The organism is Brevundimonas nasdae (genome assembly GCF_019395145.1).
Classification (GTDB): domain Bacteria; phylum Pseudomonadota; class Alphaproteobacteria; order Caulobacterales; family Caulobacteraceae; genus Brevundimonas; species Brevundimonas nasdae.
The window spans coordinates 16,266-41,383 of sequence record NZ_CP080034.1 but is presented as its reverse complement, the minus strand read 5'-3'; the positions used below and the strand labels follow the sequence as shown (position 1 = coordinate 41,383).

The following is a 25,118-nucleotide window of genomic DNA, read 5'->3' as shown; positions in this document are numbered from 1 at the left end:
CGTTCGTCGCGAACGGCTGAAAGGTTACACGGCGCGCAGCCCGCCGCGACGAAATCTTTTCTGGTGGTTCGCGTAACCTTTGTTGCGGGTGGTCCGAACCCCCTCCTGTCAGGCCGCTCCGTCCCGGACCGGCCCCCTTTGCAGGAGACGACCCATGAACACCTCCACCCGGATTCTGGCCGGTGCCAGCGCACTGCTTGCCCTCAGTGCCAACGTCGCCGCCGCCCAGAACCGCCCGACCGCCCAGCAGGAACAGGGCATGGAGAAATGCTTCGGCATCGCCAAGGCTGGTCAAAACGATTGCGCCGCCGGGCCCGGCACGACCTGCGCCGGTACATCGGTGCGCGACTATCAGGGCAATGCCTGGAAGCTGGCGCCCAAGGGCACCTGCACCGCGATCCAGACGCCCAAGGGCAATGGTTCGCTGACCGCGATCCCGAACCGCTGATGTCCGTCCGCCCGACCGCCGGGGTAGGCCTGAAGGCCCAACACTATGCCGAGGCCGAAGCCTGTCCGGCGGTCGGCGCACAACAGGGCCTGTGGTTCGAGGTTCATCCGGAAAACTACATGGTCGAAGGCGGACCGCGCCTGAGCTGGCTTGAGCGAATCCGCTGCCGCCGCCACTTGTCGCTGCATGGCGTGGGCCTGTCTCTGGCCGGAGATGAGCGGCCCGACCGCACACACCTGGGCCGGTTCCGCGCCCTTATCGACCAGTATGAGCCCTTCATCGTGTCCGAGCATCTGGCCTGGTCACGGCGCGGGAACATCTATCATCCCGACCTGCTGCCGGTGCCGCGCAGCCGCGAGGTCCTGGGGCTGGTGTGCGATCATATCGACGAGGCCCAGATCGCCCTGGGACGCCCGTTGTTGATCGAAAACCCTAGCGCCTATCTGCCGTTGGCCGGTCATGAATGGGATGAGGTCGAGTTTCTGGTCGAGATCGCCCGCCGCACCGACTGCGGCCTGCTGGTCGACGTCAACAATGTCCACGTCAGCGCCGCTAACATGGGATTTTCGGCTGAGAACTGGATCGACCGCATCCCGGCTGATCTGGTCGGAGAGATCCATCTGGCGGGGCACCGGCCCGACGCCGCCCTGGGCGAGGCCCTGCTGATCGACAGTCATGACGCCCCGGTCGCAGACACGGTCTGGCGACTGCATGAGCGCCTGGTCGCCCGTATCGGTGCTCGCCCGACCCTGATCGAGCGTGACGGCGACGTGCCCGAGTTTTCCGAACTGCTGACGGAACAGGCCCGCGCCGCAGATGTGCTGAGCGGCTTGGAGATGGCCGCATGACCGCCTTCCACGCCGCCTTCGCCCAGGCTTTGGAGGGACAGTCTGAGCCGCTGTGGCCCCACCTGACGACGAACGGGGCCGGGCCGAGTGCGCATACCCAGGCCGCCCTGGCCGTCTATCGCAACACCGCGATCAAGGCACGGATCGACGCCCTGGAGGCCAACTATCCGACCGTGGCCCAAATGGTCGGAAGCGAATGGTTTCGCGCCGCCGCGCGTGAGTTCGTGGAGGCAGAGCCGGGCGATGATCCGGTGCTGGCCGCCTATGGCGAAGGCTTTCCTGAATGGCTGGCGCGTTTCGAACCCGCGCGGGTCATGCCCTATCTGGCCCCAACCGCGCGTCTGGACCGCGCCTGGACCGAGGCGCATCTGGCCCCGAATGCTACCCCACTGAACCCCGGCCAAGCGGCAGATGCGGGGTTGGCCCTGGCCGGGATTCCAGCCCGTCTGCACGCGTCAGCGCGGCTGTTCTGGTTCGACTGGACCGTGCCATCACTATGGTTGGCGCATCGAGACCCGCAGGCCGAGACAGATCTGTCCTGGCGGGCCGAGGCCCAGGGTCTGCTGATCCACCGACCCGATGCTGAAGTGCATGCGCGACGCCTGACCCGCGCCGAATGGGCCTTTCTGGATGCCGGCCGAAAAGGATTGTCCTTCGGCGCTGCCGCCCTCGCCGCCCAATCGACCCAAGCGCATCTGGATGTCTCTGGCCTGTTCGCAGACCTGATCGGCCTGGGCGTCTTCGATTCCACCAGCATCAAGAGCGCACGCCCATGAACCCCATCGCCCGCATTCATCAGCGCATCACTGCCGCCGTGCCCGAGTGGTCGCTGGCCCTGTTGTTGCGCGTCGGGATCGCCGCGCCCTTCTTCCTGTCCGGTCGCACCAAGGTGGAAGGCTTTCTGACGCTGTCGCCCTCGACCCATTATCTGTTCGCCGAGGAATATCATGTGCCGCTGCTGTCGCCCGACGCAGCCGCCTATGTGACGACCTATGCCGAACACCTGCTGCCGATCCTGCTAGTGCTGGGGTTGATGACACGCCCGGCCGCGCTCGGATTGCTGATCATGACCATCGTGATCGAGGTGTTCGTGATCCCGACCGGCTGGCCTACCCATCTTCTCTGGGCCGGACCGCTTGCCTATCTGATCGCACGTGGCCCCGGTGCCGTCAGCCTGGACCGTCTTGTGAAAATCGACTGAACCGCGCCCAGGCCGGAGAGGAAATCAGCATGAAACTTCTGGTGGTTGGCGCAGGCTCAACAGGCGGATATTTCGGCGGACGTCTGCAGCAGGCGGGGCGGGACGTGACCTTTCTGGTCCGACCTCGACGCGCAGAACAGCTTCGCGCCACCGGCCTGCAGATCCGCAGCCCGCATGGCGACGTGGATCTGGCGCCCAAGCTGGTTCAGGCTGACGGGCTGGATCAGGCCTATGACGCCATCTTCCTGACGGTGAAGGCCTATGCCCTGGACGCCGCCCTGGCCGATATCGCGCCTGCGGTGGGGCCAGGGACGATGATCCTGCCGATCCTGAACGGGATGGGCCACATCGACCGCCTGACCGAGCGGTTCGGGACGCAGGCTGTCATCGGCGGGCTGTGCAAATGTTCGACCACCCTGGGCGAGGCGGGCGAGATCCTGCAACTCAACCCGATGCAGGACCTGACCTATGGCGAACTGGATGGGTCGCAGTCAGACCGCATCCAGCGTCTGGATGGCTTCATGAAGGGGGCAGGCTTCAATGCGCGCCTGTCATCCGATATCGCGCTGGAGATGTGGGAGAAGTGGTTCTTCCTGTCCTCGCTGGCTGGCTCGACCTGTCTGTTGCGCGGCGATACGGGCCAGATCAATGCCGCCCCATCAGGCACGGATGCGGTCCATGCCATCATCGACGAAGCGGCCGCCATCATATCCGCCGTCGGGATCGCACCACGCCCCGACTATGTGGCCGCCACGCGGGCGCAGCTGACCAACACAGAGGCCCCGCTTTCGTCCTCGATGTTCCGTGACATGCAGGCAGGACTTGCGGTCGAGGCGGATGCGATCATCGGCGATCTGGTCCTTCGCGCAAAGGCCGCCAGCCTGCCCGCCCCCTTGATGACGGCCGCTTTCGTGAACCTGGGCCTCTATGACACGGCGCGCAGCCGAGCGTGAACAAGCGGCGCGTTCGTCAACACCGCCTCTGATTGTAGTAGCGAAAACTCTGGAAATTCCGCGACTTTCACGCTTACCTGAGATCGGCGTCATGCGGCACCCGCTGCACACTGCAGCACCTGCGCGACCCTGATCCTGGGGAGGGGTGATCCATGAGCGAGCCTATTCAAACGACCGAGGCAAGGCGGTTGAGCGGCGCCTCAATGAGACGCCGCGAACTGCTCCTCGGCACGATGAGCGGTGCAGCCTTCGCCCTGGCTTCCACCCAAACCGCGTCTGCGCGGCCCGTAGTCCAGACCGGGGTCGGTCGCCAGGCCCCTGATGCGCCCGCCAGCGGCGCCGCCACGGTTTCCGCCCACCGCGTCGAAGTGCCCATGCCTCACGGCGGTGTCGCGGCGGGCCATCCCCTTGCCTCCATGGCCGGGGTCAGGATGCTGATGCAGGGCGGATCGGCGGCCGACGCCGCCGTTGCAGCCATGGCGGTCCTGAACGTCGTCGAACCCTGGGCGTCCGGCGCTGCGGGCAATGGTTTCGCCACCTGCCTGGACAAGAAGACTGGCGAGGTCACCTCACTGGCCTTCACCGGCGCGGCGCCCGGCCTGCTGGATAATCAGGTCGATCCGGCGGAACTGGTCGCCGGGCACAAGGCCGTGGTCACACCAGGCGCCTTTGGCGGGTGGATCGAACTGGCCCGCCGATTCGGCCGTCTGCCCCTATCCACGCTGCTGGAGCCGGCCATAGGCTATGCGCGCGACGGCCATCCGATGGACGCCTCCATCGCCGACACCATCCGCCGCCAGCAGGCGGCCCTGGCCCGTTACCCAACCACGGCAGCGATCTATCTGCCCGGCGGACAGCCGCCCGCGGCCCGCTCGCTGTTCCGTAATCTGCCGCTGGCCAACACCTTCCAGGCCCTGGCCGATGCCGAGACTGCGGCCCTGGCGACAGGCGCAGACCGCAACACCGCCCTTCAGGCCGCCTATGACTATTTCTACAGCGGCCCTGTCGCCCGCGAGATGAGCCGCTTTTCCGAAGCAGGCGGCGGCTGGCTGCGGCTGAAGGACATGCAGGACTATCGGCCCCGCTGGAGCGCGCCTGTCGGCGCCAACTATCGCGGCGTCGACATCTATTGCAGCCCGGTCACCTCGCGCACCGGGCTGGAGATGTGCGAGCAGTTGAATCTGCTGGAAGGCTTCGACTTCGCCAGCCTGCCGTCCGACAGCCCCCAGGCGCTTCACCTGATCGCCGAGACGATCAAGGTCGCCAAGTCCGATGTCTATCGCTACGCCGCCGCCCCCGCCTCTGCCGTCGTTCCCACCGACATCCTGATCTCCAAGGCTTTCGCCGACCAGCGGCGTCGCCTGATCAATCCGCAGGCCGCCATCGCCTATCCGACCGGCGCCGACCTGAGCACCAGCCGCCCTGCCCCGCGTCGGCGCCCCCGCGCGTCCAGCGTGCCGGGCGACACGACCAGCCTGTCGGTGATCGACAGCGAGGGCAATGCAATCGCCTGCACCACCACCCTGGGCGGCGGGTTCGGAACCCTGTTGGTGATGGGTGACACCGGCCTGATCTGCAATAACGGCCTGCGGGTCGGCTCGACCGCCCCCTATCGCGATCACCCGAACTTCGTCGCACCCGGCCGCATCCCTCTGCTGGGCAATGGTCCGGTGATCGTGAAGCAGGACGGACGGCTGCGGATGCTGTTCGGCTCGCCCGGCGGCGAGACCATCGGCCAGACCCAGTTCCAGACCCTGGTCAATGTGATCGACCGGGGCATGTCGATCCAGGAGGCTATCGAGGCGCCGCGCATCGCCCTGGATGCTGAACCCGGCTTCTACACGCCCGGCGCGGCCATCCGCCTGCAGATGGAGGCCCGTTTCCCGCTGGCGACCTTCGCAGGCCTGACGGCGATGGGACACAAGGTCGAGCCCGTCGGCCCCTATTCCATCGGCAGCATCCAGGGAATTCTGATCTCCGCCGACGGACAGCCGATGGCGGGCGGCGACCCCCGCCGCATGGGCTATGCCGTAGGCTACTGAAACGGCGCGCCATCAGAGACGAGAGCGCACCGCGCCCTCGTCTCGCTCAGGGTCAGAAGGTCGCCTTGATGCCGACGCGGATCATGCGAGGCTCCATCGCACGGCTGTGGATTCCCTCGACACCGTCCAGCGGTTCGCCCTGCAAACGCGAGGCGTAGTAGTATTCGATGTCCTTCTTGTCGGTGTCGAAGATGTTCAGCAGATCCACGAACACCTCGAACGGCTTGGGCGTCCAGGCGGCGCGCAGATTGACCACCGTGGCCGATGAGGTGCGCAGGCTGTTGTCCTCGACCAGCGCATGCGGCCCCAGATGGCGTACTCTCACCGCCGCATTCCACGACGGGAAGATCGCTGAAACACCCAGTTCGCCGGCGTTTTCCAGGGCCCCGGGGATATAGTCTTCGCCCGGGCTGTCGGTGAAGCGGGCATGGCTCCAGGTCCAGACCCCATCGACAGCCAGCCACGATGACGGACGCCAGAAGGCGGTCAGTTCATAGCCGTGGCGGCGCGAAGCACTGGACGGCTCCACCGATCCGGCATCCCCGACATAGATCAGTTCGGAATCCACCTTCATGCGCCAGTAGTTGGCCGTGGCCACCAGACCACCCCGCTCCAGCCGAACCCCGGCCTCGCTGCCGTCGCCGACGACCAGCCCCGGAGCGGGATCGCCAGGTGCGGTCACCCCACGCGCATCATTCGAATGGAAGCCGCGCCCCCAGTTGCCATAGAGGGCCAGACCCGGCGACACTTCATAGTTCGCGCCCAGTTTGGGTGAAACCAGCGTCTCGCTGACCTTGCCGCTCCAGGCCTCTGGTCCCAGTGCGCGCGTCCGGAAACGGTAGGCGTCGCTCCGCGCCCCCGCGAACAGGGCCAGTCGGTCCACCGGCCTCCAGGTCGCTTCGGCATAGAGGGCGGCCGAGGCCTCATCGACGGCAAACTCCCCCTTGTTGGCGAACCGCTGGCCATCGACCGCCTGGAACAAGCCGACGCGCGCGATGTCGTCATAACGGCCCTCGACCCCGACCACGCTGGACAGCCGGTCGCCAAGGTGGAAGGTGCGTTCCAGCCGCCCGCCATAGGTGTTCAGCTTCTCCGACTGCTCCAGTTCGTCACCGTTGACCGGATCCTCCAGGAAGAAGGTGAAGTTGGAGATCATCGCCCATTCGTAGTGTTGGGCGTAGGCGGTGGCGCGCCAGTTGTCCCCGTCCAGTCGCACCGAAAGGATCTGGCGCTGGGTGCTGCCGGTCAGGGATTTGTCGATCGCACCATAGGCGTCCTTGACCTCATTGCCGATGGCCCGCTCCGGGATCTGCTCGGTCGGTCGCCAGGTCGCGTCATAGATCGACAGGCTGGCGCGCAGCACGCCCCAGCCGGTGTCGCGGGTGTATTTTCCGTAGGCGGAGGCATGACGCATGCGCCTCGGGCAGTTCCCACGGCCCGTCATAGGTCTTGAACTCTGCGGCGGCCAGCAGATCACCGCCACCCGCCTTGATCGAACCGCCCGCACCGATCCGCTTCCAGTCGAAACTGCCGACCTCGGCGGAAATATAGGGCGCATCAAACCGATCCACCGTCGTCAGCTGCGCAATGCCGACCAGGGCGAAATCCCCGACGTCTGCCCGATAGGGGCCTTTGCGATAGTCGATACGGCGGATCACATCCGGGATCAGGCCGCCGACATCCAGATAGCCCTGACCATGACCGTGGGTGCGGAAATTCATCGGCACGTCGTCGATGGTCAGGCTGAAATCCGTGCCGTGATCCAGATTGAAGCCGCGCAGAAAGTATTGGTTGGCCTTGCCGCTGCCGGAATGCTGGTGGCGATCATGCCCGGCACCGCCTCGATAAGTTCGGCGGTCCGCAGGATCGGGCGAACCGATAGATCGGCCCCAGCGACCGCGCCCTCGCTCGCCGCCACCGCAATGCCGATCTTGCGCTCGCCCCGGCCATAGACCACGACATCATCGACCGTCTCCGACCGGCCCCCGTCCGCCTGAGACGCTCCTTGCGGCGCCCCCTGAGCCTGGGCCAGCGCCGATCCAGCCGATGCCAGCAACAACATGTTCACCGCAACTGCGGCGCATCCCGATTTCATTGATGTAACCCCCGTTGAACAAACGGAGAGAAACATCGAAGCAACCTAAAGTGTCTTGTTATTTATATGTTATTTTTGTTCCGTAACGTTACACGCGAGAACGCGCTCATTACGGCCTAAAATGCCCCCGTGCCGGACGTGATCTACAGAATCCGGATCAAACACAGTCTGAATGACGGCCATTCACCAGCCGAAGACGTAGCGTTCTCTTCTGACGTCGGCCCCGCCCCTCAACGTGCCGTGGACGGGATCGACACCCGCAGCAACAATGCCGGTGGAGACCGCATAGGGACCAACGACATTCAGTTCATGTCCGCGCGCCGCCAGGGCCGCGCGCACCTCTGGCGTCACACGATCCTCGACCTCCAGCAGGCCCGGGCGCGCGCGCTTGATGGCGAACGAACTATGGAAATGCTCCGAGTTGATGCGCGGGGCCTCGATGGCCTGCTGGATGGGCAGGCCGTGGACGAGGATGTTCAACAGCACCACCAGAATCTGCTGATCCTGATTGTCGCCGCCCGGTGTGCCGATCGCCAGGAAGGGCTTGCCGTCCTTCAGCACGATGGTCGGCGTCAGGGTGGTGCGCGGTCGTTTTCCGCCGACCAGAACATTGGGACTGTCGGCATCCAGATCAAAGACCGACATGCGGTTGCTGAGCGGCACGCCCGTATCGCCCGCCACATAGGCGCCGCCCAGCAGCCAGCCGGAACTGGGGGTGCAGCTGAACAGATTGCCCTGCCTGTCGACCACTTCAATCGCCGTGGTGTCGGCGGTGGGCGTCGGCGTGGCGGTCAGTTCGTGGGGTGTGAAACGGGGCGGCTGTCGCGCCGGACCGCGCTGGAAGGCGTAAGGGTCGCCGATATTGTGGACGCGTGACGCCGTCTCGCCGATCTGGGCCGCGCGCGATGCGGCGTATGCCGACGACAGCAGACCTTCCTCCGGCACCGAGGCAAACAGCGGGTCGCCGAAATAGGCGTTGCGGTCGTCAAAGGCCAGTTTGATCGCCTCCGTCACCGTATGCAGATACGGATCGGACAGGTTGGGATATTGTTTGATATCGCGCGCCTGCAGGATGTTCAGCGCCATCAGCAGGGCCGGCCCCTGGCTCCAGAACCCGCATTTATAGACGTCATAGCCATAGAAGCGGGTTGTCTTGGGCTCCTCGATCCGGCCGCTGTAACTGGCCAGATCCTCATAGGACAGCAGGCCGCCATCCGCCTGAACCGAGGCCGCGATGCGACGTGCGATGTCCCCCTTGTAGAAGACGTCGCGCCCGGCGGCGATGGCCGCGTCACGCCCCAGACCGCGCGACAGGGCTTCTCGCTCCCCCGTCGCCAGCGCCCTCAGGGTGCGCGCCAGGTCGGGCTGTTTGAAGACTTCGCCGACATCCGGGATACGGCCTTCGGGATAATAGGCGCGGCGCGATCCGGCCCAGCGGCTGCTTGACCGCTGCTGGCTGGCCAAAACGTCGCGCAGCATCCCGTACATGGGGAAACCATCAGCCAGCTCAATCGCAGGCTGAAGCACGGTCTCAAGGCTCATCGTGCCATAGCGCGCCAGCGTCAGCGCCATGGCGTCGACGACGGCAGGCACGGTTCCGCCATTCGGCCCATTGCCCGGTATGACGCCAGCCGGGCGGAAATAGTCCGGCGTCGCCGCCTTGGGCGCCGGTCCCTGACCGCTGATGACCTTCACGGTCTGATCGGACGCGGAATAGACGATGGCCGGGGCTTCTCCCCCCAGGCCGAAATGCGAGATCTCCGTCACCGCAGCCGCGAACACGGCCGCTACGCCCGCATCGAAAGCATTGCCGCCCGCCTGCAGGATCCGCGTACCTGCCGCCACGGCATAGTGACGCCCCGCCGCCACGATCCCGGTCGTGCCCAGTATCTCGGGCCGCAGGGTTTCCCTGCTGACCAGGCGCGTGGGCTCCACCGGGGCCTGGTCTGTCGTGCGCACTGTTGTCTGGATCGCGGATGCCGAAGCCTGCCCGGACACAAAGGCCGCCAGGCTGGCGCCACCCAACAAATTGCCCAAAAATCTACGACTTACGCCGGATGAAGACTTGGCTTTCATGACACCCCCATGTCGCTGCATGCGCCCCGCCAAGGCATCACACACCGCCTGAGCAATATCAACAAGCCCTACGATTTCATGGCCTTGCAACCAAATCGGTTCAACTGATGGATGCATGCAGGGCCAGATACTTGGCCCAGGCACGTCAAGAATCCAAAATAACCAAAACACATATAAAGATATCGAACATCCATAAGTTCATAACTTATAGAAATAACTATATTTGCATCAAAATTAGAAGATCCTCCCCACTCTGAAAACCAATGATAAAATCAGACTTAAAATAAAATCTACTATTCTTCTAAGATTTTCTCATGTGACGTCGTTTTTCCAAGACGGCAGTACCCCACTCATCTCGGGCACCTCGCAGAGAGGCACCCCTGTCAGGCGGGCAAACCATGAAATCAGACAACTCGGCCGAACTCAGTCAGGCCAATACACGTCCAAACCTTGAGCAACCCAAGACGAACAGACGCGAGACGAACCGACGCGGCCTTGGAACCACCAGCCTGGTCGCTCTAGCGACGGCCTTGACGATGGTCCCTCTGTCGCAGGCGTTCGCACAGACGGCCTCGGAGGTGGATTCCATCGTCGTCGTCGGTTCGCAGATCGCCAAATCGAGCGTCCCTACACTCAGCGGCTGAGCGTCTTCACCACCGCGCGCTACGACCTCAACGACAACATTCAGGCCTATGGCGAAGTGGGTTACTATTGGGCGTCGTCACGAATGGCGGTTCCCAGTTCGGGCGTCTCGTCCACCCAACCCATCGTCATCCCCGCCACGGCTTATTGGAACCCGCTGGGTGCCATCTACCTGCCGGACGGCTCGCTCAATCCGAACCGTCTGCCCGGCCTGTCAGGCGTGCCCGCCGAAGGCCTGCCGATTGAAATCCGCAACTATCGCTTTGCTGACAATGGCCTGGGCGTCTCGAAGGTCACGAACGACCAAGGCCGCCTTCTGGCGGGATTGAAGGGCGAATACCGCGGCTTCGATTGGGATTCGGCCCTGGTCTATTCCTGGGCTACGGCGGATGACTGGGGCAAATATGTCAGCCCGACCAAGCTATCGGCAGCCATCTCGCGCAGTACGCCAGATGCCTATAACCCCTTCAACGGCGGCTCCTTCTCCAACTATGGCGTCGGGGACGACACGCCAGGGAACTCGGACGAGTTCTTCTTCTGGGGCGAGCGCAAGACCAGAACCAGCCTGGCGCTCTGGGACCTTAAAGTCAGCAAGCCTGATCTGATACGGCTCTGGGCTGGCGATCTCGGGATCGCCCTCGGGGTCGAAGTGCGCCGTGAAGCCTACAAGGACGAGCGCGACCCCAGCATCAACGGCGGAAGAAAATACACCGAATGGTACACCGGCCTGGTCAATGACACTGACCTTGGGTGATGCGGTAGAAGGCGTCGAGGACGAGGCCGTTATCCTGGCCCAGAATGCCGATCACATTCTCCTGCTCGATCTGCCACCAGTCGGCCGAGAAGGAGAAGTCGCCCAGCTTTTCGGGAATGAACAGGGGGCGGAAGATGAAGCCCAGCGACGTGCTTTCCGATTCCTCGGGCTTCAGCTCGCTGTTGCCTCCCCGATAGGATTCCGTTGCGTAGCTGATGTTGCTGCAGTCGGCATAGCGGGTGACATTGGCGTACTGGGGGTTCTTGGAGCGGACCTGAGCTTCGCATCGGATCCAGTCCGTCGCCGCACTGCGGCGTATCGAGCCCGGAGAATTGACCAGCTCCAGATTGGGGGCCTTGAACCCGCCGGACCATGAGCCGCGAACGGTCAGGCCATCGAACACACTCCAGGCCGCCGCGATCTTGGGTTTGGCGACAGAGCCGACGTCGCTGTAGTTCTCCACCCGTCCCGCAAGCTGAAGGTCGAACGACCGCACAAGCGGGATGTTGAATTCCGGCGAAATCAGGGGGATGGCAAGTTCGGCGAAGGCCGAGGAGACCGATCGCGATCCGCTGGAGTCCGGTGTCGGGCTGGTTCCGCCAGGGCAAACCCTATGACGCGGTGGTCCGCAAGCCGCTGATCCAGGAAGACTACGACCTGTTCGAGGGCACGGGCCTGACACCTGTGGGCGAGGTGGTCGGGGTTCAGGACCGCTATCAGAACCTGAACCCGGTCAAGGCCAAGGGCGTCGATCTGTCCGCCCGTTGGGGGCTGCGTGGCACGCGGTTTGGAGATTTCTCGCTGTCGGTCAATGCCAGCCAGCTCAGCTCGTTCAAACAGAACCTGCTGCCGATCCTGGCGGACGCCCTGACGGCCCAGCAGAACGGCAAGATCAATCCCGCCATCATCATCGGCGCAGGCGGTTCTGAACAGGTGGCCAGAAACGGGGCCAAGCCCGAATGGAAGGTCACCAGCACCGCCGTATGGAACTACGCCAACTTCAGCGTCCGCGGCTCGGCGCAGTATGTAGATGATGTCCAAAGCGGCGTCTGGCCTGATGGCTCGGACTTCATCGTGGGCGGCACGACCCTGTACAATGCATCCGTTCGTTACGTCTTCCCCGACAGCACCCGGCTGGCCGGCCTTGAAGCGGAAATCGGCGCAAGAAACCTCTTTGACAAGGACCCGCCGCTCAACGCCAGCGGTGCCTATCTGCCCACGCTGTACCAGCCGCTGGGCCGGTTCATCTACGTCAACCTCAGCAAGTCTTTCTGAGCCGAAGGGATACACGATGAAACGCTCCACCCTTCTGACCTCAGTGGCCCTGACCACGGCCGTGGCGACCCTTCTCGTTCAGGCCACGGCCAGCAACGCAATGGCCCTGTCAGAGCAAGGCCCTGGGGTCTCCGCCTCTGACACCATCGTCAGCTTCGATGTCAGTGAAGGCACGTCGATGGCGGTGTCGGCGTCGCCGGACGGGCGGTTCCTGGCGATCGACCTTCAGGGCAGCATCTGGATCGTTCCGAGCGAAGGCGGCCGCGCGCGACGGATCACAGATGTCTTCAACGACGCCAGGCAGCCGGTCTGGTCCCCGGATGGAAAGACCATCGCCTTCTTCGCCTATCGCGACGGGGGCTATGATCTCTGGTCCATCGCGCCCGACGGTTCTGGCCAGAAGAAGTTGACAACCGGTCCTTTCGATGACCGCGATCCGGTCTGGTCGCCCGACGGGTCCCGGATCGCCTTCGCCTCGGACAGGGGCGAGCCGGGCAAGAGCAGCTACAATATCTGGACTCTGGAACTGTCGAGCGGTCGTCTGGAACAGGTTACGGCCAACGTCTATGAAAACCGTCTGCCCACCTGGTCGCCAGACGGGCGTCAGATCGCCTATTCCAGCACGCGCGATGGCATATCCGGCATCTGGGCGACACAAACCAGCGACCACAGGGAGCGCGAGCTTCGTCGCTCTACAGGCCGTATCGACGCGCCCTCCTGGAGCCCGGACGGACGTCTTGCCTACGTCGTGCAAGAGGGCGCCGAAAGCCGTCTGGAAATCGACGGGGCCCCCGTCTCCGGAAGCGAGAACGTCTTCCCCTTCCGCGCTTCGTGGCGACCGGACGACGGCTTCTACTATGTTTCGGATGGCAAGATCAGGCGGCGTTCCAACCGAACCGACAGGGTGAGCACCGTCGAGTTCGTCGCCAATCTGCAGGTGGCGCGTCCAGCCTATGTCCACACAAGGCGCGATTTCGATTCCACCGAGCCAAGACGTGCGCTGGGCATTGTTCGCCCCAGTATTTCGCCTGATGGGAGCCGCATTGCCTTCGCTGCTCTAGGCGATCTGTATGTGGTGCCGACCACAGGCGGTACCCCTGTCAACCTGACGCGCGACCGTTTCCTCGACACGGACCCGGCCTGGTCACCCGACGGCGGCCGTCTCGTCTATTCATCCGACAAGGGCAGTGGCCTGCCGCAACTCTGGATCCGCGACCTTGCGACAGGCCAGGATCGCCGCCTGACCACGCTGGACACCCAACCCATTGAACCCGTCTGGTCACCGGACGGAACCCGGATCGCCTTCATTGATGCAAACGGTCAGTGGGGCGTCGCCGGACTGGCGGTCGTGGATGTGGAAACAGGGCAGATCACGCGCCTATCTCCGACTTTGGGCCAGCCGGGACGTCCGACGTGGTCCGGGGACGGCAAGCAGGTCGCGGTCAGCCTGTCCCTTCCCTTCTCGGGCAGTTTCCGGGAAGGCACCAACCAGATCTATGTCGCTCAGGCCGACGGTCAGGGCACGCCGAAATGGCAAATCCCCATACCCAATCTGTCCATCGACACGCGCGGCGGCGGCGGCCCCGTCTGGTCGCCCGACGGCACCAAGATGGCGGCAATCTACGAAGGGGTCCTGCGCGTCTGGCCCGTATCGCCAGACGGCTCGCCACTGGGACCGCCACGCAGCATCACAACGGAGATCGCCCACTCGCCAAGCTGGGCAGGTGATTCACGCACAATCCTGTACCAATCGAACGACCGACTGAAACGGGTCGACATAGAAACGGGCGTCGTCACTGACACCCCGCTGGACCTGACCTACACTCTCGCAAAGCCTGCGGGACGCACCGTTGTCCATGCCGGACGCCTGGTCGATGCCATTCATGACGAGACCCAACACGACAGGGACATCGTCATTGAAGGCAATCGCATCGTCGATGTCCGACCTCATGACCCCGCCCTTCACGCACAGGCGGATCGGGTGGTCGATGGCTCAGGTCTGACCGCCATCCCCGGCCTGATCGATTATCATGCCCACGTCCAGAAAGACTTTGGTGCCGATGTTCACCGCGCCTGGCTGGCGTTCGGCGTCACCACGGTTCGCGATCCTGGCAACCAGCCCTATCATGGCATCGAAGACCGAGAAGCCAGCGAGGCGGGTGTCCGCATCGGGCCGCGCATCTACACGACCGGCAATCTGCTGGAGTGGCAGCGCGTCTATTACAAGATGGGCGTCGCGATCTCGGGCCCAGCCCATCTGGAGCTGGAACTGGAACGGGCGCGCGCGCTGCAGTTCGACCTGCTCAAGAGCTATGTCCGCCTGCCCGATCTGCAGCAGAGGCGGGTCGTCGAGTTCGCCCACAACGAACTGGGCGTGCCCGTATCGACGCACGAAATCTTCCCGGCGGCTTTCGTCGGCGTGGACGGCACTGAACATCTGGGGGCCACCAGTCGGCGCGGCTATTCGCCCAAACAAGGGCCTCTGGCGCGATCCTATGGTGATGTGATCGGTCTGTTCGGCCACAGCGGACGCTGGATCACGCCGACAAATTTCGGCGCCCTATCGCCCTATCTTGAGGCCCATCCGACATTGCGAAACGATCCGCGGATCGGCCTCTATCCAACATGGGCGCAGGCTTCAGTTCGTACCGTGCGCCCTGCCACGCCTCAGTCGATCGCTGCGCGCGCCGGGAACGCCGAGGGGATCAAGGATCTGTTCGACGCAGGGGCACGGGTTGTGGCGGGCACAGACTCGCAGATCGCCATCAATCTGCATGCCGAGATCGCCTCCTACGTCGATGCCGGCCTGACGCCGTTCCAGGCCTTGCAGACCGCGACATCCACACCCGCCGAACTGCTTGGTCTGGACGCCGGTGTGATTGCGCCCGGAAAACTGGCCGACATCGTCCTGGTCCGAGGTGATCCACGCGACGACATCGCCAATACCGTCAACGTCCGAACGGTCATCAGCAATGGCAGAATCTTCAACTTGGGCGAACTGCTCAAACAAGGGGACTGAACAGACCTCTGGCGCGGCGGGTGCCCAGCCCGCCGCCTGCGACAACAAGCGCCCGCCCGGAGCATGGACACAGGCCGTGGCGATGACCAGATGGCGGCCATGCCTAGCCTAGATTACTTCCCTCTGGTCACTGACCGCCTGACACTTAGACCGATCAGAGCCGCCGATTTCCCCGCCTACGCCGCCTATCACGGCCGCGCGGACGTCTATCGTTATCTCTATGCGTCGCCGCCGCAGAACGAGGCGCTTGAAGACCAGTTCATGAACGCTGCACAGCCGAAATTCGCCGCAGACGGAGACGTCTTCCGCTTAGCCGTCACATTGACGGGCAAAGACGAAATGATCGGCGAAGTTCTGCTCAAGCTGGCCAATCAGTCGGCCGCTCAGGGGGAAGTCGGCTACATCTTCAATCGCGCCTGGGCCGGACACGGTTATGCCGTCGAAGCGGTAGAGGCCCTGGTCCGTATCGGGTTTGAACAGGCCGGCCTGCATCGGATCTTCGCACGTCTCGATGCGGCGAACTCAGGCTCGGTCGCCTTGATGCAGCGCCTCAGGTTTCGGCGTGAGGCGCACCTGATCCAGAACGACTGCTTCAACGGCGTCTGGGGCGATGAGTTCATCTACGCCCTCCTCCGATCCGAGTGGATGGCGCGCTCCACGTAGCACATCGTCGCCTTTGAGACAGGTCTCGCCTATATAGCGCCCCTCATGCCCGACCTGGCGCCGCCATGTTCCGGACGGGAGCTTCGACTAAGTCGCCATTTTCGTGTGCGCTGAGATATTGCTCAAACAATACCCCTGAACCGATCCCGCAAACTCTCCGTGGCCCGATGATGATCGTGATAATTCCGCAGTGTAATCAGTAGGTTGATGTGGCTGTGCAAATTTGCACACGCGTTCTGCTTCTTTCCTTTCCGTTCTTGCACCGCGCACGAATTTCCACCTTAATGACATCGGCGGCCCATGGAGACCGCGCCTCATTGACCGCCGTTGACGACTGCTCATGCAAGCTCGCTGATTGTGCTCTCGCCCTGATCCTGAGCGCCCCCTTCGACGTTCGAGTCGCGTTCGATTCGCCGCTGGAGCGAGGCAAGGAGGATGTCGAGAACCCCAGCGTCAGCGACCGCTCTAGGCGAAATCGCCATACACAGAGCGCGCGGCGCTGAACGTGGCTGCGCCCACCAGGCTAATCGCCCAACCGGCGAGGACATCGAGGACGGCGGCGGCTCAGACCAGACTGGAGCCGTCCTGAGGAGGAGGTAACTAGAGCCGCCGAGAAGGTGGTCGAAGACCGAGTCTGTCCCGGCTCTAAGGAATATGCCGTCGCGCGATCGGGGCTCATCCTCGTTAGCCGCGAAGGAGTTGAGCAGGCGAAACTCGGCCTGGGCCAGCCCGCCCCCGGGCGGCCGGGGTCGATCAGGTGAGACCACTACAAGGCCACCGGCGCCGCACCGTTATGATCGTATTCGAGTACGATTTATTGAGCTTAGCTATAGGGCTGCAATTGACGCCAACAGCCAGTCCGTAAACCGCTTGGACCCCGCCGCGGGACCGGGTGAAAGCGCTCCGGTCTGGTGCGCGCAGGCGCGCGTGCGCGCGACCAGATTTCGATCGCGAATGGTCAGCATCTTGGTCCGGGTTGCGTAATCGCCTCAGACCACTTTGAAGATCTCTTCCTGGCGCATCGCAGCGTCTATCGCGAACGCTGGACAAAATCAGCGAAATCCGATTCCAGATCATCGCGAACTGCGCCGTTCGACGGGCTATCCAGTACCGATCACGCTTGTTCTGCGGCGAGAAGGCCAGGATCGAGTACTGATGAATGCTGTATGTGTCAGACGGGAAGGCCACGACGGACACCCGGTGATCAGGGTATTGCGCGCGAAACGCTGCAAGGACTCGATCCGGGCCAATATCCGCCCTCGCCGATGCAGGCGACATCGACGCATTGGAGAATGCCTTCAGCGGGTATTTATAGACGACGATCGTGCCGGTCAGACACAGAACGAACAGCAGCCAACCCGTCAAAAGACCAGCCCACGAATGGACCTTGTACGCGAGGCGAACCGGACTCATCGCCGCCTCGACCGTGCAGAACACCCAACGAAATCAAACACCCTCACCCCCGTTTCCTACCCTCCAGAACAGGCAGAAAACGGCGGTGTCATGTAGATTTACGGTTAGTAACAGTTACATAATCGCCCGTAACATTTTGACGAGGTCGTCCCCTAGAATACGGCTGAAGATCGGAACACCGGATACAGGCGGGTGTCGGGATCCCACGAGGAATGTCGGCGGGCGAAGAACTCGATGCGGGCGCGGGGGTCACGGGCGAACTCCGGCTCGCGGGCCAGACGACGGGCGAACTCGGCGGCGACGGCCGGGTCGCGCAGTTGCTCCAAAGCGATGTCTTCGGCGACATAGGGCTCCAGATAGGCGCCGGATTGCAGCGCGCCGTTGAACTGGCCCCATGACAGCAGAGAATCCGGTCCAGCCGGTTCGAACAGGGCCGCGACCAGCCGCGCCCCGGACTGTGCGCTTGGGACGAAGAGCGATCCGACAGGCAGGTCGCGCACCTCGGGCTTCCATTCGCCGGTCACCTCGGCGCGTTGACGCCCTTCGTTGGGGACCGGCGCCAGGGTCACTGTCTGCGCGCGGAAAGTCTCCAGCGCAGCCGTTGGAGCCGGACGATCAAGCCGCCGATAGGTGACGCCGTGCAGGTCCAAAAGCGCCGCCACAGCATCGGCATAGGCGGGCTGGACCACATAGCCGCCGCGCGGCAGGCGGGCGGTGATCGACGGCTGCATCTGATCACGCAGCGGCACACGCCATATCTGGGGCTGCGTCTCGTCATAGCGAACCAGCAGGCCGCCCGTCACAGCCGATGGGGTCAGGGTGTAGGCATAGCCGCGAAAATCGATCAGACGCGCCTGATCGGTCGCCTTCCAGTCCAGAACGACCGGCTGTCCGGCCAGACGGACGGCGCGTTCGTCCGCCGCATGGGCTTCACGCAGCCAGGCTTTTCCGTGCGCCGCCGTCTCCTCGACCAGATCGACGATGAAATTGCGCGTGATGTTGACCCGGACCGGATATTCTTTCCACGAATGGGTTTCGAGCAGGATGGAGAAGCGGTTCCTGAGCACGGAATAGCCCGTGGAGTATCGCGGCGAATAGACGGTGTTGACGAAGCCGGACGTGGGATCATCGCGCCGGGCCAGCGTCGGATAGAAGGGCAGCGGCAAGGCCCCATGACGGGTCTGTCGGGCGATGAGCGCATCCCGCAGCGACAACCCCAGCCCCGCCAGCGTCGCATCCCCCGCCGTCAAGGGCTCCAGCTGGATCGCGACATCATGTTCGAACTGGGCGCCGTTCGTCACATGCAGGTCCGTATAGATGATCGGATCCCAGGTGTTGATCAGCCCCAGCAGGGCGCGTGTCTCAGGCGCGTCGGCCTTCACATAGTCGCGGTTCAGATTGTAGTTCTGGGCCGTGGCGCGGACGCCGCTCTCCACCGGTCCGCGCTGATTGGGCCGGTTCCAGCGGCCGAAACGTTCGTGACCGTCCGCATTATAGACCGGGACGAACAGGACCACCTGTTTCTCCAGCGCGCCTGCGGCGGCTTCACCCTCCAGCAATTGGCGCAGGGCCAGATAGCCCGCGTCCTTGCCATCGATTTCGCCGGCGTGAATGCCGCCCTGGATCAGAATGACCGGCAGACCGCGTTCACGCGCCGCCTCTGGCGTCAGGGCGCCGCTGCGCGAAACCGCCAGCGCATGGAGGGGTCGTCCTTCCGCCGTCGTGCCGAAGGTGAAGGCCCGCACGGCGTCCGGATAGGCCGCAGCAAAGGCGGCGTTCAGCGACGCGACCTCGGCATAACGGCCGGTATGGGTGAAGCCGGACCGCTCCGCCTCGGTGACAAGCGCAGGATTGAGGCTTTGCGCCAGAACGGGGGCGGCCCCGATCTGAACCAGCAAGGGCAACAGCCTCGCCCATCGCATCGCCCGGCGCCCTGCCCGGCTGCGAACACCGACGCCGCGCGGACGCGTCCCCTCTTCAATCCCCATCAGACCACTCAACCCCAAACATGATTTAGAAGAATACCGCCTGCGTACAGGCGAACGAGCCTGCCCGACGCGCATCGTAGCCAAGGCCGCGACACGCGCCGGACAGGATCACCGGCTTCAAGCCGCGACTAGAAGGTCGCCTTGAAACCCACCTTGAAGTAGCGGCCGATCGCGCCCGATTGCGCCCATGCGGTCTGGTACTGGTATCCGCCGTAAGTCGCCGGATCCAAGGGGGCGTCGGCGCCGAAGGCGTTCAGGACGGTGGCGAACAGCTGATAGCCGTCGTTGATCTGGAAGGTCGCGTTCAGGTCGACCTTGATGAACGAGTCCGTCTTGCACAGTATCGGCGTCACGCCGTCGGCATAGGTGCCGTTGGCCGAAGCCGCGCTCTTTCCGTTGGCGTCGACGCAGCGACCGATGACATCGCCATAGTCTTCAGCCTGCAACTGATAGCCGTCGGTATAGTAGGCCGTGGCGGTCAGGACCGTACGCCCGAAGTCCAGGCTGTTCTGCCAGTTGCCGCGCCATTGCGGCGTGCCGAGGCAGCCGCCGACGTTGCAGGGGCCCAGCGAACCCGCATAGTGCTGCACCTGCACCTCGCCGCCTGGCAGAGGGAAGCTCTGGTTGAACTTGTCGATATAGGTCGCCGAGAAGCTGCTGCTCCAGCGGATATCCGGCGTCAGCTGGAAATCAGCCGTCGCCGCGAAATCAAAGCCCGACGTCTCCAGCGAGTTCAGGTTCTGGAACGGCGACAGGATGAAGCCGGGCAGAGGCAGCAGGTCCGGCTTGTTGGGATTGGGCACGCCAGGAATGACGGTGTAGCCCGCCGGAATGGGCTGGCCGCTGAAATAGGCGTTCAGCGCCGGGATCGAATCCCCGCCGGCGATGACGCCGTTCTTGTTGATGCGGAAGTGATCGACACTGAAGGTCAGATTGCGGGTCGGCGTGAAGACAAAGCCGAGGTTCACACTGTCCGAGGTTTCCGGCTTCAGATCGGGATTGCCGACGGTCGTCAGGCCGAGCTGATAGCTCTGCCCATAACCGTCATTGCCGTGCAGCGTCTGGAAGCTGGCGGGCGCCGCGCGTCCGGCATAGCCGGTGACCTGAGAGTTCCCCTCCGCAATACTGGGAATGCGGAAGCCTTCCGAATAGGTGGCGCGGAAGGTCAGGGCCTCGAATGGACGATACCGGACGCCGACCTTGGGCGAAAAGGCGCTCTGCCCCGTCGAATAGTCGTCATAGCGACCCGCGACGTCCAGGTTCAGGTTGCTCAACAACGGCGCGTCGATCTCGAAATAGGCCGCCGTCACGCTGCGGTCGCCCTTGGAATAGAAGGAGTTGATCCCCAACCAGCCATCGGTCGGGCCGCCCTTGAACGGGTTCGCGCTCGGATTATCGATGCTTTCCCAACGCCACGAGGCGCCCAGACCGACCGACAGCGGACCGCCCGGCAGGGTCCAAAGCGCCCGCGAGACACTGGCTTCACCCTGCACGATCTCTGAAACCGACGTCTGCACATTGTCCGGCGAAACATAGTCGCGGACCTGCTGCGAGTTCTTGGTCTGGTCGATGAAGTTGTAGCTGCCGTCCGCGATCACGTCCAAAAGATGCTGGATGTGGATCTGGCCGCGACGTGTGAAATCAAGCGACGACCGACCCGCGGTGAAGCGCAGATTATAGTCCCAATCGCTCGCAAACGTTCCCTGCAGTCCGGCCGCGACGCGGATGTTCTCGTTCTTGAGGTTGCTGGTGCTGGGAATGTCGTAAAGCGAGGCCAGAATGCGCGCGACCTGTCCCTGGCTGGCGAAGGGGTTCTGCGGGTTCAGGTCGCCGTTCTTAAGGCGGACCGGCAGGGTCAGGGCCGTGCCGATGTAGCGCGAAACCCCCACGGCAGGCGGCGCGCTCAGCGCGACCTGATTGGGGGTCGCCACCCGGTCGGTTTCGTTCTGATAATAGCTGGCCGACACATAGGCCTCAGCGCCGTTCGAGAAGCGTTTGGTGAAACGGCCCGACAGGCTGAACCGCTCGTTCTGCGGCTGGATCGTGCGGAACTCCTTGACCGCGTCCAGCTGGCAGATGACCGTGCCCGGCGCGATGTTCGTCACCCCGCCCAGCCTCAGTTCCTCAGCCGTCAGCGTATGGGGCGTCGCCGGTGACGGGCAGTTCGTGGCCAGCAGCTGCCACGGCCCCTGGGCCGTCGTGTTGGTCGGGTCATAGGGACGAACCAGTGCGCCGAACTGCGTCGCCGTCGAAACGCCGCGGAAGGCGCCATTGCCCTGGATCCCGTTGATGACGCCGTTGGTGCGATAGACCAGTTTTCCATTGGCGTCATAGCCCGTGGTCGGGGTCAGATTGGCGGTGTTGTAGGGATAATCCCGGTCGCGGTTCCAGATGAACTCGTCGCGCTTGTATTCGCCGCTCAGGTAGAAGTTCCAGCCGTCGGTGTTCAGGTTCCCCTTGCCCCAGATGGCGGAGAAGCTGGGGGATTCACCGTCGCCGTATTCCGAGACGCCGTATTCGCTCTTTACGGTCAGGCCCTGGAAATTCTTGCGCGTGATGATGTTGATGACCCCGGCGATGGCGTCGGCGCCATAGGTCGAGGACGCGCCGTCCTGCAGCACTTCGATGCGGTCGATGGTGCTGGCCGGGATCGAGTTCAGATCGACGAAGTTTCTCTGACCATCGTCGGCCAGCGGATAGAACGGCCCCCGAAGACCATCCACCAGAACCAGCGTCGAGTTGACCAGCAGGCCGCGCAACGAGGCGCCCGACGCCCCGGCCGCGAACGCGCCGCTGAACGTATCCGGCAGGGCGCCCGCATTGTTGCCCGCCAGAGACTGAATCGCACTGGCCACCGTGGTCGCGCCGCGCTTCTCCAGATCCTCCGATCCCAGCACCGTCAGGGGCGAGGTGGAATCCGCGTTCCGACGCCGGATGATGGAGCCGGTGACGACGATATCATCGACAGCCGCCGCGCCAGGCGCGGTCTCTGGCGCCTGAACCTGAGCGAAAACCGGCGCCGCTGAAGCAATGACGGCCCCACCGATCACCGTCGTAATCATAAGACGCGCCCGACTTATTCGCGGCGCATGCGTCCTTACTGAAGATTTCATTCGCGTTCTTTCTGAAAGATTCCCGAGAGACAGACACGCAAATCCGACAGCCCCCACAGCCGAAAGATCCGCTATTCGCAAACTGAAGTTGCGGAAAATACATATCGGCAATCTTTGAGAACGTCGCAGAAGATTTACTTCAACAAGAACGCAATTATCTAAACATCATACAGATAAGATGACAAAAATGCCGACCAGGCACCTGATCGGCATTTATGGTTATTTGGATATAATCAATTTCACGCCGCCAATCTTCTCGGTCGCGCGCAGGTATTCCAGAAGGTCGGCTGATGAAATCGGGTCAAACTCTCCCGCCAGGAAGTCCCGTATCTCCAAGACGGTCTTGCCCTGAGAAATCAGAACCGACAGCTCCGCCGCCATATGCTGCGGCAGCCTTTCATAGGCCGCGACAATGGCCGGACGGTCACGCGCAGGCAGGCTGGCGAACAGGACGTCGTTGCGCCCCTTCCTGCCGAAGAACCGGCCGCCCGGAACACGCTGAACGGTCGTATTGGCGGCCTCGTTGTCCGCCGAAGACGGGACATAGGCGACCGCCTCGACGCCCAACTGCCTCGCGCGCAGTTGATAGAAGGCCGCCACCTCCTGCTGCAGAACAGCGCTTCGACGCTCAATCAGGCTGGACAGGTCAGCCAGTTGGCCCGACGCGGCTTCGGGATTCGCGAACAGCACACCCGCCGAGGCGATCACCGCCTTCTCGACATCCTGCTGGTGGCGCACCGCGTTCGACGCCTCGCGGAAAGCCTCAACCAGCGCAGGGCCTTCGGTGACGTCCGCCAGATAGCCCAGCCCTTTTCTTTGAGAGGCGCCCAGACGCTCCACGCCGCGCGCCAGTGATTCCGCGACGATCTTCAGCGCCGCCGCATCATCAGCCGACGCCAGCAGGCTCATGACCCCGGCGCCGACCACAGCGACACGGCGCAGCTGGGTGGCGTCCAGCTTGTCAGGCGTATCCTGAGACGAATGATACCAGGGGTCCGGCCAGGTCGCGAAGATCAGGGCCGGCACATTGCGCGACAGATACAGCGAATGATCGCTGGAGCCGTAGTGCTTCTCCGTCGCCACATAGAAGGGATCGCGGCTGCCGTTAGGCGACAGCACCGGCAGGGTGAAACGATAGCCATTGTCCCTGAAGCGGACCCGCTCCTGGTTCACGTCGGACAACCATTCCGTCACGCTCTGACCGACATCGTTCAGATAGGTCGGGAAACTGTCCGGCGTCCTGTACAGCACCCAGCGCGCACCGCCGCGCGACAGGCCCAGCCCCTCCATGTCGAAGTTCAGGTCCGCGATCAGGGTCTTCTCGACGTCCGGGTGCGCGTCCAGCCACGCATTTGTCCCGATGATTTCAGGCACCCAGAGGAAATGTATCGTCCGCTTCGGCCGGGGCAGCTTCCCCTCGTTGATCAGCCGAATATAGGTCCGCCCCATTTCAAGAATGGAGGCGCTGCCCGATGTATTGTCGTTGGCGCCCTGCTTTATGTAGCCCTCGTGCAGGTGGGCCGAATAGATGATCGCCTGATCGGAGGTTCCATCGCCCGGGATGGTGGCGTGAACAGTTTCGATCTCGCCCGGGAACGTCTCCGCGTCGACAATCGACTTGATCCTGAGCGTCTGTCCGCGATTGATCAGATCGGTCAGTTCACGCCCGGCGGTGGCCGAAATCACCCAGGCGAAACCCGCCTTCTTGCCCGCGGGCGCGGTGGCGATACTGCCTTCCAGAATGACGTCCGGGTTTTCAATGCGCAGAACATTGGCGCTGATGACGCCCACAGCGCCGCGCTCAAACACGGCGAGACGCTGCAGGGTGGCGGGCGGCGCCGTGCCCAGAACCACCTTTCCGGCGATATCCTTGCCCGCATAATCCTCGGGACGCGCGCCACCGCCCACATCGATCACCTCAGCGGTCACTTCGCCGCTGTCGCTGTTGGGCGCCAGCGACACGACCACATCATGGATGTCATAGAGCTTGCGTGTCTCCGGCGCCGTCAGCCAAAGCTCGCCCCGCCACGGCTGCCAGGACGGCCGGGCGGACGGAAAGGACTCGATCTTCACATCCGAGAAGCCGTAATCCTGCGCAAGAGTGGCCACGACCTCGTTCTCACGGAAATGACCCAGATACTCGCTGCGCGAACGGATGCGCGGGTAAGGCGTCAGCTCCAGAACCGTATGCAGAGCCCTGTCGCCTGACGCCTCATTGATGATGGCGTGCAGCTGATCCCATGGAAGCAGTGTCCGGTCTTCCCGCTCCTGCGCCGCCGCTGCGCCGGATGCTCCGGCGGAAATCGAAGAAACCAACAGCAAGGCCGCAACGGCCCCTCGCCTTAACGCCCGCACAATCACCCCCGAAGTTCAGACGCAACCCCCAGTCACGTCACTGCAAACTATAGGGACGCTGCGAAACAGCACGTCACAATCTCTGATGAGAGAGGCAATCAATCTAAAGATGAACAATAATAACTAAATAGAATATATTTATTACCTTACACTCATCATCCGTCCATAGGTGCGTAAATCACCATTGTCTCAGCGCATCGTTACACTCGCCGCCACACGTTCAAACGATCCAA

General features: G+C 63.4%; 20 protein-coding genes. 11 read left to right on the top strand and 9 right to left on the bottom strand.

The window, feature by feature from the left end; genetic code table 11:
* The first annotated feature begins 154 nt into the window (after positions 1 to 154).
* From KWG56_RS00185 to KWG56_RS00160, 6 genes are all read left to right on the top strand, one after another.
* Positions 155 to 448 (top strand): BufA1 family periplasmic bufferin-type metallophore, encoded by a 294-nt coding sequence (locus KWG56_RS00185; protein WP_219353251.1) that lies wholly within the window; start codon positions 155 to 157, stop codon positions 446 to 448.
* Entirely contained in the window at positions 448 to 1,296 is an 849-nt protein-coding gene (gene bufB / locus KWG56_RS00180) for an MNIO family bufferin maturase (RefSeq protein WP_219353250.1), read from the top strand. The genes KWG56_RS00185 and bufB overlap by 1 nt, the downstream gene beginning before the upstream one ends.
* A complete protein-coding gene (locus KWG56_RS00175; RefSeq protein ID WP_219353249.1) occupies positions 1,293 to 2,072 on the top strand; it encodes an HvfC/BufC N-terminal domain-containing protein in 780 nt (259 codons plus the stop codon). The genes bufB and KWG56_RS00175 overlap by 4 nt, the downstream gene beginning before the upstream one ends.
* Entirely contained in the window at positions 2,069 to 2,497 is a 429-nt protein-coding gene (locus tag KWG56_RS00170; protein ID WP_219353248.1) for a DoxX family protein, read from the top strand. The genes KWG56_RS00175 and KWG56_RS00170 overlap by 4 nt, the downstream gene beginning before the upstream one ends.
* 29 nt (positions 2,498 to 2,526) lie before the next feature.
* Positions 2,527 to 3,450, top strand: a complete 924-nt coding sequence (gene panE / locus KWG56_RS00165; RefSeq protein ID WP_219353247.1) for a 2-dehydropantoate 2-reductase — start codon at positions 2,527 to 2,529, stop codon at positions 3,448 to 3,450.
* A 152-nt stretch (positions 3,451 to 3,602) separates the two neighbouring features.
* Positions 3,603 to 5,492: a gamma-glutamyltransferase family protein gene (locus KWG56_RS00160; RefSeq protein ID WP_219353246.1), complete on the top strand. Its 1,890-nt coding sequence runs from the start codon at positions 3,603 to 3,605 to the stop codon at positions 5,490 to 5,492.
* A 52-nt stretch (positions 5,493 to 5,544) separates the two neighbouring features.
* Here KWG56_RS00160 and KWG56_RS00155 read toward each other — a convergent pair whose 3' ends face one another.
* From KWG56_RS00155 to KWG56_RS00145, 4 genes are all read right to left on the bottom strand, one after another.
* Positions 5,545 to 6,906 carry a TonB-dependent receptor gene (locus KWG56_RS00155; RefSeq protein ID WP_219353245.1) on the bottom strand — a complete coding sequence of 454 codons (1,362 nt, stop codon included), beginning with the start codon at positions 6,904 to 6,906 and terminating at the stop codon, positions 5,545 to 5,547.
* Complete coding sequence (locus KWG56_RS00150; RefSeq protein ID WP_244999765.1) at positions 6,827 to 7,258, bottom strand: hypothetical protein; 432 nt, start codon at positions 7,256 to 7,258, stop codon at positions 6,827 to 6,829. Before KWG56_RS00150 ends, KWG56_RS00155 begins: the two co-directional genes overlap by 80 nt.
* Positions 7,231 to 7,587, bottom strand: a complete 357-nt coding sequence (locus tag KWG56_RS18660) for a hypothetical protein (RefSeq protein ID WP_244999578.1) — start codon at positions 7,585 to 7,587, stop codon at positions 7,231 to 7,233. The genes KWG56_RS00150 and KWG56_RS18660 overlap by 28 nt, the downstream gene beginning before the upstream one ends.
* A 183-nt stretch (positions 7,588 to 7,770) precedes the next feature.
* Positions 7,771 to 9,612: a gamma-glutamyltransferase family protein gene (locus tag KWG56_RS00145; RefSeq protein ID WP_219373669.1), complete on the bottom strand. Its 1,842-nt coding sequence runs from the start codon at positions 9,610 to 9,612 to the stop codon at positions 7,771 to 7,773.
* Between the two features lie 449 nt (positions 9,613 to 10,061).
* Here KWG56_RS00145 and KWG56_RS00140 point away from each other — a divergent pair, with 449 nt between their 5' ends.
* Both KWG56_RS00140 and KWG56_RS00135 read left to right on the top strand, forming a co-directional pair.
* Positions 10,062 to 10,307, top strand: coding sequence for a hypothetical protein (locus tag KWG56_RS00140; RefSeq protein WP_219353243.1), 246 nt, complete (start codon positions 10,062 to 10,064; stop codon positions 10,305 to 10,307).
* 83 nt (positions 10,308 to 10,390) lie between these two features.
* Positions 10,391 to 11,059: a hypothetical protein gene (locus tag KWG56_RS00135; RefSeq protein ID WP_219353242.1), complete on the top strand. Its 669-nt coding sequence runs from the start codon at positions 10,391 to 10,393 to the stop codon at positions 11,057 to 11,059.
* On the opposite strand, the gene KWG56_RS00130 is transcribed toward KWG56_RS00135, so the two are convergent.
* Positions 11,037 to 11,741 carry a TonB-dependent receptor gene (locus KWG56_RS00130; RefSeq protein ID WP_219353241.1) on the bottom strand — a complete coding sequence of 235 codons (705 nt, stop codon included), beginning with the start codon at positions 11,739 to 11,741 and terminating at the stop codon, positions 11,037 to 11,039. The genes KWG56_RS00135 and KWG56_RS00130 overlap by 23 nt on opposite strands.
* Here KWG56_RS00130 and KWG56_RS00125 point away from each other — a divergent pair.
* The 3 genes from KWG56_RS00125 (at position 11,642) to KWG56_RS00115 (ending at position 16,016) form a co-directional block, all read left to right on the top strand.
* Positions 11,642 to 12,334 carry a porin family protein gene (locus tag KWG56_RS00125; protein WP_244999577.1) on the top strand — a complete coding sequence of 231 codons (693 nt, stop codon included), beginning with the start codon at positions 11,642 to 11,644 and terminating at the stop codon, positions 12,332 to 12,334. The genes KWG56_RS00130 and KWG56_RS00125 overlap by 100 nt on opposite strands.
* Before the next feature lie 16 nt (positions 12,335 to 12,350).
* Complete coding sequence (locus KWG56_RS00120; protein ID WP_219353239.1) at positions 12,351 to 15,353, top strand: amidohydrolase family protein; 3,003 nt, start codon at positions 12,351 to 12,353, stop codon at positions 15,351 to 15,353.
* 99 nt (positions 15,354 to 15,452) lie between these two features.
* Positions 15,453 to 16,016: a GNAT family N-acetyltransferase gene (locus KWG56_RS00115; RefSeq protein WP_219353238.1), complete on the top strand. Its 564-nt coding sequence runs from the start codon at positions 15,453 to 15,455 to the stop codon at positions 16,014 to 16,016.
* Positions 16,017 to 16,769: 753 nt separating this feature from the next.
* Here KWG56_RS00115 and KWG56_RS00110 read toward each other — a convergent pair.
* The 4 genes from KWG56_RS00110 to KWG56_RS00095 all read right to left on the bottom strand — a co-directional run bounded on the left by KWG56_RS00110 (position 16,770) and on the right by KWG56_RS00095 (position 24,852).
* Complete coding sequence (locus tag KWG56_RS00110) at positions 16,770 to 17,429, bottom strand: PepSY domain-containing protein (RefSeq protein ID WP_219353237.1); 660 nt, start codon at positions 17,427 to 17,429, stop codon at positions 16,770 to 16,772.
* A gap of 152 nt (positions 17,430 to 17,581) precedes the next feature.
* Positions 17,582 to 19,333: a M14 family metallopeptidase gene (locus tag KWG56_RS00105; protein WP_219353236.1), complete on the bottom strand. Its 1,752-nt coding sequence runs from the start codon at positions 19,331 to 19,333 to the stop codon at positions 17,582 to 17,584.
* 212 nt (positions 19,334 to 19,545) lie between these two features.
* Positions 19,546 to 22,467, bottom strand: coding sequence for a TonB-dependent receptor plug domain-containing protein (locus KWG56_RS00100; RefSeq protein ID WP_219353235.1), 2,922 nt, complete (start codon positions 22,465 to 22,467; stop codon positions 19,546 to 19,548).
* Positions 22,468 to 22,749: 282 nt separating this feature from the next.
* Positions 22,750 to 24,852: a M28 family peptidase gene (locus KWG56_RS00095; RefSeq protein WP_219353234.1), complete on the bottom strand. Its 2,103-nt coding sequence runs from the start codon at positions 24,850 to 24,852 to the stop codon at positions 22,750 to 22,752.
* Between the last annotated feature and the right edge of the window lie 266 nt (positions 24,853 to 25,118).